We start from the raw sequence: 15,025 nt of genomic DNA, 5'->3' as shown, positions 1-15,025 counted from the left end.
GATGTCTTCAATGAGATGGACGGTAGTCAGGAACGAAATGCGGCACCTTCTGGGTACCTCTTTTTGGGTGGTGCTCAGTCTGTCTCTTGGATTCGTTTTCTGTATGAATCTAGCTATGTATGACCAAATTCCCACTGACGAAGCCCATCATGACCTAGCTAGCTACGGACCGTATGTCAGTCAGTCCACCATTGCTGGATTCAAGCGTGAGGCTGACAGACTTGAACCGGTGGTATCCAAAGATCTGATGGCACTTGGTCCTCAGGCTGTTCAACTGGGCGTCAAGAATTATCAGTCGGCCAGGGACCTGGTCGATTCGGTCGAGAGCTCGCGCTGGACAAATCCTTCAGTACTGAATACAGACCGGGGCAAACTGACCGGCCGCATCAATGCCTTGCCTAGCTATCGTCGGCTTGCTCATTGCCATGATGTCATGGATGCCTATCGTGGATGCAACCGGGAAGCCCTGACCGCAAGAGCCGAGAAACAGTTGCGTAAGGGCGGTAGTAATGGCATCGAACTGCCTGAATCGGTGACGAAGCGGCTTGACATCTTAAGTGGACAGTGCAGGGCGGGTATGGGCCTGGCCGCTCCTGAATTACTGGACTACACTCAGAGCAACTTCAGACTTTCAGTCTATCTGGTCCCGCTTCTGGCAGCCTTGGTTGTCGTGGCCCCACGCCTTGTTAAAGACCAGGTCCATGGGGTCCGGCAGACGCAGTTGACGACGAGGACCGGACGCTTCTTGCCTGGGCTGCAGGTGTTCGCCATGGTCTGTGCGGGCCTGCTGATGATGCTCATGGTGGCAGCGGGATCATTCCTGATGTGGGTGCCCAAGATCGCGGGTTTGCAGGATCTTCCGGTTTTTGATGTACATGCATTGCCTTGGTTCACCTGGTCCTTGGGGGAGTATCTGGCTGTGTTCGTATTGCTCTGCCTGGGGTCCGCCTTTCTTGTTTTTCTCTTGGTTCTCTGGATTTCCATGCACTGCAGGACCTACACCCGCTTGGTCTTGCTTGCAGTTCCGGTGGTGTTGCTGGCCGTTCATGTCTTTGTCGTCTGGCTTCTCGTGGATCCATGCTGTATTGGCAGTGTGGTGACTCGGATTGTGCCATTGCCCGGCATTGAGCTCTACCTAATCCTGGGACTGCTGGTTTTGACCCTTTGTCTTTGCTGGTGGTCGGCCAGAAAGCTTTGTTGCCTAGGTGATCTGAATGAAAGGAAGATCAATGAATGAACTGCCACTGAAAATGGAGGGGGTGTCCTTCCATTACAAGGCTGGTGAAGCTGGAATAGACCAAGTCGGCCTGGAATGCTCGACAGGATCTTGGACCGCAGTTATGGGTCCTTCCGGAGCGGGGAAAACCACCTTGCTTTATTGCGCCTCAGGGCTCTTGCCAGTACAGCAGGGATCGGTCGAGATAGCCGGCCAGAACATAGCCAGGATGAAGGAGTCCGCCCTAACCAGGATGCGCCGCGACCATATCGGTTTCGTTTTTCAGGATTACAACCTGGTCGAGGCCTTCACCTGCTTGCAGAACGTCATGCTGCCCCAGCTCTTCGGCGGTCCCAAAGTTGGTGTCGTCCAATCGCTGCAGGCCTTGAAGATTTTGGGTCTAGATGGGTATGCGCAGCAATATCCGTCTGACATATCTGGCGGTCAAAGGCAACGCGTGGCCATTGCCAGAGCGCTGGCCGCCCAGCCAGATATGATTTTCGCGGACGAGCCCACCGGGGCACTGGATACGCGCAGCTCGGAAATGGTTCTGGATGCCCTTTCGACCTTGGTGGAGAGCGGACGGACCGTGCTCATGGTGACCCATGACCCCAATGTGGCGGCCTGGGCGCAGCGCACGGTCTTCTTGGTGGACGGCACAGTGCATTCGATATGCCAAGGATATACGGCCGAGCAGCTGTCCACTCACCTGACCAGCATGACTCAGGTCGGCCAGGGGGTAGGACGATGATGCATGCGGGTAAAGGCCAAGCAGGAAGAGGAGAAGTTCCCGGACGGGATTCCCTGCATGCATTCTCCTCGATCAGTCGACCGACCCTGTTCTCCTTGGTCTTGTCCCTGATCAGGAAGCATCGAGCATCGTACGCGGTCATGGGTCTATCCACCTTCCTGGCATCCCTGCTGACCACTTCGACCATGCAGGTCTACCAAGCGGGAAAGTCCTTTGACAATATCGGCGATCTGAATAGGTTGAACACCTACCAGCGTCTCCAAGCCAAGGTACCTTATTCAAATCTCTCTATGGTCACTATTCCGGCGCTGGCTTGCTGCCTGCTGGTGTCGGTCTTTTTGGTCCTCTCGTCGGTCACTTTTCTGATTCATGAACGCCGACGCGAGTATGCAATGATGCGGTTGAACGGAGCCTCACGCAGGAGAATCCTGATCATAGGTATCTTGGAATTCTCGATCCCCCTGGCCCTCTCGAATCTCATTGGCTGCCTGGTCGGATCTCTCCTGACCATACCAGTTGGACGGTTTTACGCGCGCTCTGCCGAGTTCAGCGACAGTGGCATGGTTTTCACACCGCGGATTCGACCTTCCATTGCAGTTGTCACCTTCATCGTGATGATGGTCGCCTGCCTGTTGGGAGTATGGATGGCTATGCGCAAGGTGGGCGGGGCAGCTCCGCTCCAGCTCATGACGGAGACCAGTGACAAAACCAAGCGGATCGGATGGATTCGTTCTTCGGCAGCCCTGGTCTTCCTGATCCTGACCTTGGTGGTCGGGTTCGCCCCACTGCCTTCTATGACCCTGGACCTGCGTATTATGCTCGAGGTCATTCTTGTCATCACTACGGTCTATTTGGCGGCTCCGATCCTGGTTGTCCTGACTGTGTCAGTCATTGGTCTGATCCCGGCGAAGGTGGCCGGGGGGCCAGGTCTTCTGGCCCTGCAGCGTGCTCGAAAGGAGAGCGCAGGCTCAACCGCTATAGCCCTCCCCGCCATGATGATCCTGACCATCGTCATTTCCCTTGTGGCAGCCATGCAGGCTGGCTCCATCGGAGGGGCGGTTCTGAGCCTATATCCGCTGAAGGCCGATGTTATGGCTACTTCCCTTGATTCGGATGCCCAAAACCGCAACCCATCCGATCTGATCGGTGGGATGCCTGAGGTTCGAGACTTTGTTACCTACCAGACTCAGCAATGGGCTATGGAAGGATCACCGGGCCAGACGGCAACGGTGGTATGGGAACCTGCCGAGCAATTGCAGGGTCAGAAAGTTCAGAGTTCGCCGAGCATTCATTTCTCCTTTGTCCAAGGGAATTCGTCTGATCTCGGTTCAGACCGCGTCGCTGTGAATCAGGATTCCTCCTATTCCATAGGCGACACCGTTCGTCTTCTTGATCGCCATGATCAACCACATGAGGTGCGGGTCGTTGCCCTTGTTCAGTCGCCTGAGGGCATTCCAGAACTATCTGCAGGCAATAACTATCCTCTGTTTCTGACGGCGGAGGATGACCTGCCTCAATTGGGTGAAGACGCACATACGATCATTCCCATATCGGCTGTCAATCCAACAGATGCGCACGGGATTACCTCCCGTCTGAAGAGTGGCCTTCAGGGCGATTTCGCGGTGCAGACCAGGCAGGAGTATATAGATGACTTCATTCAACGAGGCCTGTCCGGGCAGACGGCCATGACGGTCATGATCGTCGGCGGGACCGTTCTTGCCCTAATTTTCATGATGCAGTCCATCGCCATTTCGGCTTGGGAGCGCAAGCGGCAGAACCAGCGGCTCAATCAGATCGGGGTGGCCTGGAGGTCAATAGCCTGGTCGGGAGTGATGGAGACACTGACCGATGTGGCCGGCGGTGCAGTGATGGCGCTGCTGGGGATCGCCATTGTCGAGGGCTGTATTGCCTTGAGTTTTGTCCAGGCTGGCATGTCTATGGCTCTGACCCCTGTGCCCGTCGGCCGGTTCCTTCTGGTGACTGTGGTTCTGCTGCTGGTGGCGGTGTTCACATCCTGGGTGTGCAGCCTGCGATCCAGGAAGGCGGAAGAAGGCTGAACTTACTAGGAGGATTTTGCTTCAGTAAGCAAAGTTGCGGGGCGGTGTCACAATGGAGAGCATGGGAAAGACCTTGAATAAGGCGGCTATGGTCGTCGTAACCTATAAGCGTCAGGAATTGCTGACAGGCCTGTTCGACTCCATCCTCCAGCTCACCCAGGCCCCCTGGCGGATCGTGGTGGTGGATAACGAGAATTCGGCAGACACGCGAACCATGGTCGAGCAGTTTTCTGAACGTGTGACAGGACGTTGGGGCAGGACGATCATCGACGGCTCCGGCAATCAGGATCGTGTCGTGTATCTGCCGCAGGACCACAATGGCGGCGGCGCGGGAGGCTTCTCCGCCGGGGTTGGGAAAGCATACGAGCTGGGCGCCAAATGGTTCTGGGTCATGGATGATGACGTTGCCGTGGAGCCTGAAGGACTTGATTTGCTGGCTAAGTGGAGTGAACGCTATCAGGTGGTGCAGGGTTCCCGGCTGGATTATGATGGCGGCCCCTTCTATTGGCAGTATCATTTTCTTACCGCCTTGGGCATTCCAGACCCGATAGCACCGGGGGAGTTCGGTCCATCGGGCTGTCGTCCCATGAACACCATGTGCTTTGAAGGAGGGTTCTTCTCCCGGCAGGTTGTGGAGCAAATCGGTCTGCCTGACCCGCGCTTCTTTATCTATTGGGATGACACCATCTATGGGTATTTGGCATCCAAGGTCACACAGCCTGTGGTCGTCTCCGATGTAGTCATGCGTCGGACTCGTAACATCGCCAATTGGAACATTGCCGGGGTGCGCCAGCTCAATTCCACCTCGGATATGAATCGTTACCACATCATGCGCAACAGGGGCTTTATGGCCAGGTATTTCATGGTTCATGGGGACTATCGGCCTCTGGCTTTCGCCCTAGGGACCCTGGCTACAGCTCTCAAGGAAATCATCCGCCTTCTGGCTGTTGATCGCAGTCACATCATGACTGGTATTCCTGCCATCCTGAAGGGATGGGTGGATTCGCGCCAGATATTGCATGATCCCGACTGGAGGCCCATGGAGCCCCTCAAGGGCCAACCAGCCGGGGAAATACAGGGCGCCTGAAAGTTTTGCCTGCTACTTTTCCTGACTTCCTGCCTGGAAGTACTCCATGGAACCGATGGGCCCTGCCAGATGGAAACCGTCATCCTGGTAGACGACCTTGGTGACAGCGGTGTTGTCCATATCAGGGATGGGGCAGTGGTCATCGATGGCCACCAGGAACTGTTGCAGGCACATGCCCGAGGAAACAACCAGGACAGGCCCGCCACCTTCTTCGATGGCAGACTGGGCGATGCGCGTCAGCACCGCGATCATTCTGTTGCGGACCTGGGCGGTGGTCTCAGCCCGATCCTGTTCCTTAAGTCCGGCGGAAAGGACGTCCTGGGCATCCAGCCGGTGGAAGGTGTCCTGCATATGGACGGAGATGCTCCTGCCGTAGGTTGCCTTGGCCGTAACGAAGTCCTTAAAACCCATGGCGGCGCAGACCTGATCCAGAGTGGTGCGCTCGTCCCGGCCCTCGAAACTGCCGAAATTATCCTCACGCAGGTCGGGGTCCACACCCACGGGCAGGTCCCCGTTGCCTGACATGTCAAGGGCCAGGCGGGCCGTTTCATACTGACGACTCAGATTGCCGCTCCAGGCCGCCCGGAAACGAATGGGCCGCAGGCCTCGGCCGAACTGGCGCACGTCCTCGCGGCCTTGCTTGGTCAGGGGGAAATCTGACCAGCCCTGCATCAGATGCATGACATTGGCCGTGGTTCTGCCGTGACGGGTCAGGTACAGGGTTGTCGAACCTGCTTCAGTGCTCGGTTCGGCGGCGGATTGTGATGATGATGCTCCATTGTTCATAGTTCATCACCCTACACGGCCCCCTTGCCGGAGCACTATGGCACATCCATGGTCAGGACCTGATGAAACGGCCTCCGTTGCCCCAGGTCCATGTGCCGCCGCTGGCGCCAACCTGGAAGTTCATTTTGGCTATGCCCAGATCGACTGCGGATCCGTAGGCGACCGAGGGATCCAGAGTGGCGATCGCATCGCCCGAGTCCTTGTCCCAGGCGAAAACCACTGGCTGTCCGTTCATGGCCGAAGGTGCCTTGGCGGCGGCTGCAACGCCGGCCTTGAACCATTCCGGCGCATCCTGGCGGTCCTGCGTGCTCATGGCTGAAGTCAGTTCCTCATAGCTCTTGGATGTTCGATGTTCGGCTTGACGTTGGCAAAGCATGGCGAAGTCCTGGTTGCCGTAGCCGATCTGGTCGGCCGGATAGCCGATGGTGACCACCAGGTAGAGCGACTGGCTGGGGGTGATCCGGCAGTGGCGCTCGGCTGCCTGACGGTCCCAGCTGCCCGACACCCATCCTGTCCCCAGTCCGTACAGGGTGGCGGCAAGGACCATGCGCTCGCCATAGAAGCCGGCTTTCTCCAGGCTCTCCTGATCGTCCTTGGGTCCGACCAGTGCCAGGTAGTTGGCCGCATTGGCCAGATGGCCGGAGGCGTTGTCGGCCGCGAAGGCGTCGGGCTTGCCCAGGACCAGCTGCATGTCCAGACCGCTCAACGTGTTCAGAGCGTTCAGGGTGCTGCCCAGCTGCCTGGCCAGGTCGGGATCGATGGGCTTGGGGTCATATTCTCTAGTGGTGATGCGCACGTTGACTGCGTCGATGAGCTGTGTATGTTCGGTCATAACTTCAATTATCCCACCCAATCCTTCTTCCTGCAGTCTGCAGCACACGGCCAGCGAGACTGCCCTGGGTTGGCTTATGCCGCTCCCAGGGCTGCAGAGGCATGCCTTGGGGTACAATCGCTACCGTGCCGGTTCGGACCCTCATCTTTGATCAGCTAAGGAGCAGCAATGATTGAAACAGCGCAGGCTTTCGGAGTGGATATTGGTGGATCCGGCATCAAGGCTGCCCCTGTTGACCTGACGATCGGAGATTTTGCAGAGCCTCGCAAGAAAATTCTCACTCCCGAGCACTCCACGCCTGAGGCTGTGGGGATTGTCGTCAAGGAGCTCCTGGACCGCTTCGAAGTTTCCTCGGACGTGCCTGTGGGCATCGCCTTCCCGGCCCCTGTCAAGCCTGACAAGCCGCTGGATTTCATGGCCAACTTGGACCAGGCCTGGGTGGGTACCAATGTCCAAGAGGTTCTTTCCAAGGCCTGCGGCAGGCCCGTCAGCGTTGTCAACGACGCGGATGCGGCCGGTCTCGCCGAGGTGCAGTACGGGGCGGCCAAGGGCCAGAAGGGTCTGGTTATCGCCACCACATTGGGCACCGGAATCGGCACGGCGCTGATTTATAACGGCGTGCTGATTCCCAACAGCGAGCTGGGCCACCTGACGCTGGACGGCAAGGACGCAGAGAAGTACGCAGCCTCATCGGTGCGTGACCGCAAGAAGCTGAGCTACAAGAAGTGGGCCAATCGTCTGACCAAGTACTACCGCCTGCTTGAGCACTACTTCAACCCTGACTTCTTCGTCGTCGGCGGCGGTGTCAGCCGGATGAGCGAGAAGTTCCTGCCCCACATCGACATCAAGACCCCCATCGTAGCTGCCAAGCTGCGCAACCAGGCCGGCATCGTAGGCGCCGCCTATCTGGCTGATCTTCGGCAGAAGCACCTGGGGTGAAGCGGGGCTTTTCCTGCGACCAACCTGTTTGGGGCGTTCTGGCTATCGCTGGATCGGATGAGGAGCTGAGAAATCGTGCATTTTTCTCACCGTACAGGGTCTGACCGCCCCAATCGCATTGCTCTGGCCGAGTCGGAAGCCCGAGCTCATGGCCTCAAGCTGGGCAGGCTGAATGATTCCAACCCAACCCGCTTCGGGCTGGCCCCGTCATTCCTGCCACAAGTCTATGAGGCTGAACCCAGGGGGCCTCGTAAGGCCCGTCAAGCCCTGGCTGAGTTTCTGACCAGGCATCAAGAATTGGGTCAGAGCGCGGGCGGTAGAGTGGTCAGTCCTGATGACCTCTACCTGCTCTCATCGACATCCGAGGCTTATTCCTGGCTGATGAAGCTCCTCTGCGACCCGGGTGATGCCATTCTGGAGCCCAGGCCCGGATATCCCCTGATTGAATCCATCGCCGGTCTGGAATGCGTCCGAACTATCCCCTACCGTCTGTCCTACGACGGATCCTGGGTTCTTGACTTGGCCACAGTCAGGCAGGCCTTGGAAGGATCTGAGGGCGACCGTATCCGTGCCTTGGTCCTTATCAACCCCAACAACCCCACCGGTTCCTACATTCATCTTGAAGAACGCCAGTCACTGCTGGAACTCTGTCAGCGGCATGGGGTGGCCATCATAGCGGACGAGGTCTTCTTCGACTACCCTCTGGACCCTCTGCCGGGTCGTGCCCGGCTGGCCGGTGAGGAGCAGGTGCTGACCTTTGCCCTGGACGGGTTTTCGAAGAGCCTGGCAGCTCCCCACGCCAAGGTGGGCTGGATCCAGGTTTCCGGGCCAGCCGATCAGGTTGCCCAGGCCAAGCGCCATCTTGACCTGATAGCCGACGATTACCTGCCCATGAGTCTTCTGATCACCAGGGACATGGAATCCATGCTGGCAAGTATTCCCAGTCAAACCAGCCGAGTGGGGGAGCGTGTCAGGGGCAATCTTGAAACCCTCAGACAGCTATTGGTCCAAAAGGAGTCCTGTGTCTCCCTGCTCAGGCCCGAGGGAGGCTGGAACGTTCTGTTGCGCTTCCCCGAGGTCATTGACGAGGAGGAACTGATTCTCCGTCTGATCGGATCCTACAGGTTGACTGGTCAGCCCGGATACTTTTTCGACATGCCAGGCAACGGATACCTGGCCCTGTCACTCCTACCGGAAACCTTGGAATTCCGCCGAAATGTTGACTCAGTCGTCTCAGCTATCGAAAAAATGCTGTGATGAAAACCCTCCTCTTGCCTAGTTTGCTCCGATAATAAGTGCGGAATGATCACCCGTCATGGAAGGGGGAGATTGGTGGGGCTCAATGATGAGCCACTGATTGCAAGGTTGCACACAAAGGAGCAGTAACGATGGGGAACGGAAATAAGGATCGAAGGGGAGACTCGGCCGATGGGGTTGGCCCTCGAATCGGGGAGGACATCAAAGCCATGGCCTCTGCAGATGAAACCGGAGGTGCCGTCGCAGGCCAAGGCATGGATGCGAGCCTGGCTCCGGATACGGGCAGAAGGCTCAACAGCATGGAGAAGGTTCGTTTCGCCATCGGGTTCGCCCTGGTATCCCTGCTCTGGGCCGCGCCCTTTTCCATGGGTTCGGGGGTTCTTCTGCCTCAGATCTTCAATACCCTGCACGGGGTCAGCGCCGAAGCGGCCCTAGGGACGATGAATTCGATTGGCTGCGTATTCGCCTTGGTAGCCAACGTTGTTTTCGGCGCTCTCTCGGATATGTCCAGGTTCCGCGTCGGCAAGCGCACCCCCTGGATCGTGCTGGGCGGTATCATAGGTGCCCTCGGTTTTCTGATGATCATCCAGTCGCATACCCTTTTCATGATCATCTTTGGCTGGTGCATCGTCCAGGTGGGCATCAACTGCCTGATAGCCCCGGCTGTGGCGGTCCTCTCAGACAGGATTCCCGAATCGACTAGGGGAACCTATTCGGCACTGTATGGGGCCAGCCAGGTGGTCGGCCAGCAACTGGGAAATATCATCGGCAGCTCGTTTCTGACCAACATTCGCACCGGCCTGGTAGTCGGCATGATCATCTTCCTCTTTTCGGGCATCCTCACCGTGCTGATCTGGCCCCGGGAGAAGTCGGCAGCCAACACAGTCGTGGAGCGCACCTGGGCTGATGTCGGCCGGTCCTTCATACCGCCCACCAAGAACAGCCGGGACTTCTACATGGCGCTTCTAGGCAGGTTCACTTTCATCGTCGGCTGTTACATGATCCAGGGCTACCAGCTCTACATTCTGCAGAAGTACTGCCATTTGAGCAATGACCAGGCTGCCTCCACACTCAAGGTCATGGCTCTGCTCTCGGTAATCACCACCATCCTGGCCGCTGTGGTCTCAGGCCCCCTCTCGGACTTCCTGCAGAAGCGGAAAGTGATCGTGGCCATCAGCTGTCTGATCATTGCTCTCGGGATGGTTTTCCCCTTCCTGATGCCGACCGCAACGGGCATGTACATTTATGCCGCCCTGGCTGGAATCGGCAACGGCTGCTACATGTCAGTGGATCAGGCGTTGAATGTCGATGTGCTGCCGAATGCCAAGGAGGCCGGCAAGGACCTGGGCATCCTCAACCTGGCCAATACCATAGGTCAGGTGATCGCTCCCGGGTGCACCACTCTGGTCATCGGCATCTTTGGCGGCTACAGGATGATCTTCCCCGTCGCCATCGTCTGCCTGCTGGCGGGGACCTTCTTTATCATGATGATCCGTAAGGTCAAGTGAGTCTGAAAACCTGTAATCCGGACCTGTGATGAGCGGCGGCCCGGGCAATCGAATCCGAAAGGACAATAGACATGACTGAAGAATCGCATACCACAGCTAAGGATTTGGATCTGCAAGAGGAGGCCTCGCTGACCTCGGGATCCGACTCCTGGCACCTGCAGGGGCTTCCCGACAAGGGCTATGAAGGCTATATGATCACCGACGGCCCCTACGGCCTGCGCAAGGCCACTGGCTCCGACGTCTACGGCTCGGTTCCGGCCACCTGCTTCCCTCCGACCGCCGGGCTGGCCTCCTCCTGGAACCCGGATCTGACCTACCAGGTGGGCCAGGCCATGGGCGAAGAGTGCATCCAGGAGAAGGTCGCCGTGATTCTGGGCCCCGGCATCAACATCAAGCGCAGCCCGCTGGGCGGCCGCAACTTCGAGTTTTACTCAGAGGACCCGGTCCTGGCTGGGCATGAAGCCGCAGGTATGGTCGAAGGGGTTCAATCCAAGGGCGTGGGAACCTCTCTGAAGCACTTCGCAGCCAACAACCAGGAGACCGACCGGCTCAGGGTCAGCTCTGACGTCGACGCACGCACCCTGCGCGAGATCTACCTGCCGGCCTTCGAATACGTGGTCAGGAAGGCCAAGCCCTGGACCATCATGTGCGCCTACAACAAGATCAACGGGGTCTTCAGCTCGGAGAATCGCTGGCTGCTGACGGACGTGCTGCGCGGGGAGTGGGGCTACCAGGGCATGGTCATGTCCGACTGGGGTGCCGTCCACAACAGGGTCAACGCCCTGCAGGCCGGGCTCAATCTGGAGATGCCGCCCTCCCGCACTGACGACCAGGTGGTCCAGGCCGTGCAGGCTGGCAACTTGGACAAGGAACAGCTGGACCGGATGGCCCAGGGGATCCTGGACCTGATCGACAAGGCCCGTCCGGCCATGTCCCAGCAGGAGTATCGCTACGACGTCCAGGAGCACAACAACGTGGCCCGTCGCGCGGCCCAGGAGTCCATCGTGCTGCTGCGCAACGAGGATCGGATCCTGCCGCTTGATCCGAAGAAGAAGGTCGCTGTCATCGGCGAATTCGCCCGGACTCCGCGCTACCAGGGCGGTGGTTCCTCGCACATCACACCGACCGAGGTCTCCTCAGCGCTGGATGGCTTCAAGGAGGCCGGTATGAACGTGGACTTCGCGCCAGGGTTCACGCTGGACGACAAGGAGCAGGATCCCGCTCTGACCCAGCAGGCGCTTGAGGCTGCGCGCGGAGCCGACACTGTGGTGCTCTTCCTGGGGTTGCCTGAATACGCCGAGTCCGAAGGCTTCGACCGCACCAGCATGGATCTTCCCGACAAGCAGGTGGCTCTGCTCAAGGCTGTCTCCGAGGTCAACGACCGGGTGGTCGCCGTCCTCTCCAATGGAGCCGTGGTGACAGTTGCCAACTGGATGGACAAGACCAAGGGTCTGCTGGAGACCTGGCTGCTGGGCCAGGAGGGAGGACGCGCCGTGGTGGATGTGCTGACCGGCGCCGCCAATCCCTCAGGCCATCTGCCTGAAACCATCCCGGTCCGGCTGGAGGACAACCCCACTATCACCTCCTTCCCCGGCGAGGAGGGTCACTCCCGCTATGGCGAGGGCGTCTACGTGGGCTACCGCTACTATGACACCTTCCAGCGTCCGGTGGCCTTCCCCTTCGGGTTCGGGCTGTCCTATGCCGACTTTGACCTGGATCAGGTTGCGGTGACCAAGACCGGAGCCAACTCGGCTCGGGTGGAGGTGACGGTGACCAACACCTCGCAGGTGGACGGCGCTCAGACCGTGCAGGTCTATGTGGCCCCCTGCGCCAGCCGGGTGAACCGGCCCAGCCATGAGCTCAAGGCCTTCGCCAAGGTCTTCCTGAAGGCCGGGCAGTCCCGCCGAGTGAGCATGGACCTGACTGAACGCGACTTCGCCTACTGGTCCACAGCCATGGATACCTGGCATGTGGAGGCGGGCACCTACCGTATCCAGGTGGGTACCTCCAGCCGCGATCTGGTTGCGGAGCAGGACCTGCAGGTGGACGGCGACGGCAGGTTCATTCCGTTGAATGCCGAATCGACCATGGCCGAGTGGCGTGAGAATTCGATCGGCGGGCCCATCCTGCGTGACCGTGTCGAGCAGGATGGCATACCGCTGCCCGACGATCCCAATACGGCCCAGCTTTTCGACACCATGCCTCTGGCCTCGGTCATCACCCTGTCGGGCGGCGATGGCAATGGCATCGTGGCCGACATGGTCGACCGGTATCGCCAGGCACTCAAGCAACAGGGTCTGGACTCCTGACACCGAGGTCTGCTGGGTTCAGGGTCCTAGGAACCAGACGGCCACGTTCATGGCCTGGCTGGAGTCGAAGTGCTCCAGCAGGACCATGGCGTTGACAAATGTCAGGATCAGACCAGCCAGGCAGGCCAGTGTCAGCAGGCTCATGACGGCCACTCCCACTGTGGAGCGGCCGTCTTCGTATGTTGCGGATGCAGCGGCCATGACCACCACGGCGGCCAGGCAGATCAGCCAAGCGAAATCGATGGTATAGCGCACTGAGAATCCGCCAATATAGGAGTCTGCGGCCATGACCAGGACCGCCAGGGCCAGGACCAGGATCAAGGCGGGCATCCATCCCCGGCGGTGCAGATAGTTTCGCACTCGAGGCAGGGCGACAAGGGCCATGGCCAGCAAGAGTACCGGGGAGGTGACCAGGAGCCCGCCCAGGCCAGGTTCGGTGAAGTGCCAGATCCGCATGGGAGCCGGGGAGAATTGCAGGTAGGGGAAGAGGGGCAGACTGGTCAACGGCTGCAACAGGTAGTAGCCAAAGATCTGAAGCAGGCCCTGGGTGCCGGGATGATAGTTGGTCAGGTCCAGGACGGTCATTTGATACCGGTTGCCGAAGTCCAGCAGGGATCCGAATCGCCAGCGGTTGTACCAGAGCAGGGGAGCGGCCACCAGGAGGACCGGCAAGAAGCCGCAGATCAGCAGGGACAGCGCCCGCCCCCGGGACAGGTCGTCAGGATGGCTGCCACGTGTGAACAGGGTACTGAATACTGCCTGTATTTCCTGGGCAAACAGGGGTAGTGCCAACAGACCGGCGGCCAGGAAGGTGGGTCGGCAACCCAGGGTGGCAGCCATTGACAGCGATCCCCAAAAGAGCCGGGTTCGGGACAGATGCCAGGAGTGGTCCCCGTCTTCTACGGTCCACATACGTGTTGACCGATGACTCGGATGTTCACCAGCGTCCGCAGACTGTTGCTGGACCCGTCTGGCCCCCATCCAGAGCCAGAGTCCGGTCATCACGGCCAGCAAGGAGGCATCGAACGGAATCGTATAGAAATTGCGGCGGCACCAGAGGTAGACCATGCCGGATCCTCCCAGCATGGTTATCAGGGCCATGCCGACCACGGCCAAGTTGACCCGAGGGAACCAGCGGGCCAGCAGGCGGATGGTGGCCAGAGTCGTCATGATGGTGGCCGCCGCAACCAGCAGGGCTGCAGCCGAACTGGTGGGAAGGGCATAGCCGCCTGGATGCGCCAGGCCGGTGATCACTCGGTAGGGCAGGAAGAGCAGCAGCACCGGCAGGACACCGAAGTAGGAGTACCAGTGGCCGCCCCGGTAGACATAGTCCCAATATATGGGTTGCTGGTCCTGGGCCAGCAGTGCGTTGCGGGTGGCTATGTCATAGGGGTTGGCTGCCTTGGCCAGACCTGGCGCCTGGCCCAGATCCAGCCAGGGGCGTCCATGAAGAAGGGCCTGGGCTACGTGATCGTACTGGTTGAAGTCGTAGACGTAGGCATGCGGCTGGTGGTAGGCCATGGGGGTGAAGGTGGACAGATCATGTTGGATGTTCCAGCAGGACCAGGCTGCCAGTGGGGCCAGAATCAGGGCCAGGACCAGGCGCTGGCTCGCTGAGCCCGTATCCAGCCGGGTCCGCCAGAGGATCGAGCCGGGCAGGTAGCCCAGGATCAGCGCCGCCAGACAGGCCAGCATCAGTATCCGTGCCAGGTTGAGATCCAGGGGGACTACCTTGGCCGGGGTCATACCGGTCAGCTCCAGCCGGGATCCGGCGGGTTCCTGTATCCACAGGCGCAGGGACTGGATCCGGGCGCCGCTGGGTTTCCCTCGTATGCGCAGGTAGTGGCTGCGGGCCTGACCGGGGCAGACCAGCCCTCGGGTGCCCTGGGTCCATCCCTTGTCGCCGGCCAGGCGCAGGTCCAGACGTACATGGATCTGCGACAGGAATGAACCCTCGATGTCTTCTGCCAGATGGGCCTGAAGAAAGGAGGCCCGTCCATCGGCGACAGGGACATCCATCCAAGCGCCAGCCGGATCGGTGATTTTCAGGCCCCCGCCTGGCAGAGGGGACAGCCCTGGTCCCAGCCGGCCTGGTGGGGAGTGGGCATCGCCCGTCGTCCGTGCCGGAGAGTTTGACCTGGAGCCCATCAGCGACTGCCAATGGGCCAGGTTGAATACTCCCAGTTCGAGGATGAGCACAACAACAAGCGCTACCAGCAGCCGGACGGTCGTGCCCCTGGCCGGGGTGGGTCGTCGCAGGGCTGGCAGAGTCATCACGGTTTT

At 59.4% G+C, this 15,025-nt stretch carries 11 protein-coding genes; 8 read left to right on the top strand and 3 right to left on the bottom strand.

Annotated elements, in window-relative coordinates; translation table 11 throughout:
- The first annotated feature begins 103 nt into the window (after positions 1-103).
- The 4 genes from H3T92_RS01255 to H3T92_RS01240 all read left to right on the top strand — a co-directional run bounded on the left by H3T92_RS01255 (position 104) and on the right by H3T92_RS01240 (position 5,111).
- Positions 104-1,237, top strand: coding sequence for a hypothetical protein (locus H3T92_RS01255; protein ID WP_186279416.1), 1,134 nt, complete (start codon positions 104-106; stop codon positions 1,235-1,237).
- Positions 1,215-1,967, top strand: coding sequence for an ABC transporter ATP-binding protein (locus H3T92_RS01250; RefSeq protein WP_332460454.1), 753 nt, complete (start codon positions 1,215-1,217; stop codon positions 1,965-1,967). The genes H3T92_RS01255 and H3T92_RS01250 overlap by 23 nt, the downstream gene beginning before the upstream one ends.
- Before the next feature lie 140 nt (positions 1,968-2,107).
- Positions 2,108-4,024: an FtsX-like permease family protein gene (locus H3T92_RS01245; RefSeq protein WP_198189260.1), complete on the top strand. Its 1,917-nt coding sequence runs from the start codon at positions 2,108-2,110 to the stop codon at positions 4,022-4,024.
- Positions 4,025-4,085: 61 nt separating this feature from the next.
- Positions 4,086-5,111 carry a glycosyltransferase gene (locus tag H3T92_RS01240; protein WP_442859984.1) on the top strand — a complete coding sequence of 342 codons (1,026 nt, stop codon included), beginning with the start codon at positions 4,086-4,088 and terminating at the stop codon, positions 5,109-5,111.
- A gap of 12 nt (positions 5,112-5,123) precedes the next feature.
- Here H3T92_RS01240 and H3T92_RS01235 read toward each other — a convergent pair whose 3' ends face one another.
- Both H3T92_RS01235 and H3T92_RS01230 read right to left on the bottom strand, forming a co-directional pair.
- Entirely contained in the window at positions 5,124-5,897 is a 774-nt protein-coding gene (locus H3T92_RS01235; protein WP_144085772.1) for a histidine phosphatase family protein, read from the bottom strand.
- A gap of 52 nt (positions 5,898-5,949) precedes the next feature.
- Complete coding sequence (locus H3T92_RS01230) at positions 5,950-6,729, bottom strand: nitroreductase family protein (protein WP_144085773.1); 780 nt, start codon at positions 6,727-6,729, stop codon at positions 5,950-5,952.
- 168 nt (positions 6,730-6,897) lie between these two features.
- Between H3T92_RS01230 and ppgK the strand changes: the two genes are divergently transcribed.
- The 4 genes from ppgK (at position 6,898) to H3T92_RS01210 (ending at position 12,742) form a co-directional block, all read left to right on the top strand.
- The gene (gene ppgK / locus H3T92_RS01225) at positions 6,898-7,668 is read left to right on the top strand and encodes a polyphosphate--glucose phosphotransferase (RefSeq protein WP_144085774.1); all 771 of its coding nucleotides are present in this window, start codon (positions 6,898-6,900) and stop codon (positions 7,666-7,668) included.
- 75 nt (positions 7,669-7,743) lie between these two features.
- The gene (locus H3T92_RS01220) at positions 7,744-8,925 is read left to right on the top strand and encodes a pyridoxal phosphate-dependent aminotransferase (RefSeq protein ID WP_144085775.1); all 1,182 of its coding nucleotides are present in this window, start codon (positions 7,744-7,746) and stop codon (positions 8,923-8,925) included.
- 131 nt (positions 8,926-9,056) lie between these two features.
- A complete protein-coding gene (locus H3T92_RS01215) occupies positions 9,057-10,433 on the top strand; it encodes an MFS transporter (protein WP_101432570.1) in 1,377 nt (458 codons plus the stop codon).
- A gap of 71 nt (positions 10,434-10,504) precedes the next feature.
- Positions 10,505-12,742: an exo-alpha-(1->6)-L-arabinopyranosidase gene (locus tag H3T92_RS01210; protein WP_144085776.1), complete on the top strand. Its 2,238-nt coding sequence runs from the start codon at positions 10,505-10,507 to the stop codon at positions 12,740-12,742.
- A gap of 18 nt (positions 12,743-12,760) precedes the next feature.
- Here the strand turns inward: H3T92_RS01210 and H3T92_RS01205 are convergent, their stop codons facing one another.
- Entirely contained in the window at positions 12,761-15,016 is a 2,256-nt protein-coding gene (locus H3T92_RS01205; protein ID WP_186279418.1) for a hypothetical protein, read from the bottom strand.
- Positions 15,017-15,025 lie beyond the last annotated feature (9 nt).

Origin of the sequence: Bifidobacterium sp. W8112 (assembly GCF_016101425.1) — a bacterium.
Classification (GTDB): Bacteria; Actinomycetota; Actinomycetes; order Actinomycetales; family Bifidobacteriaceae; genus Bombiscardovia; species Bombiscardovia apousia.
This window is presented reverse-complemented; position numbering and strand designations above follow the sequence as displayed.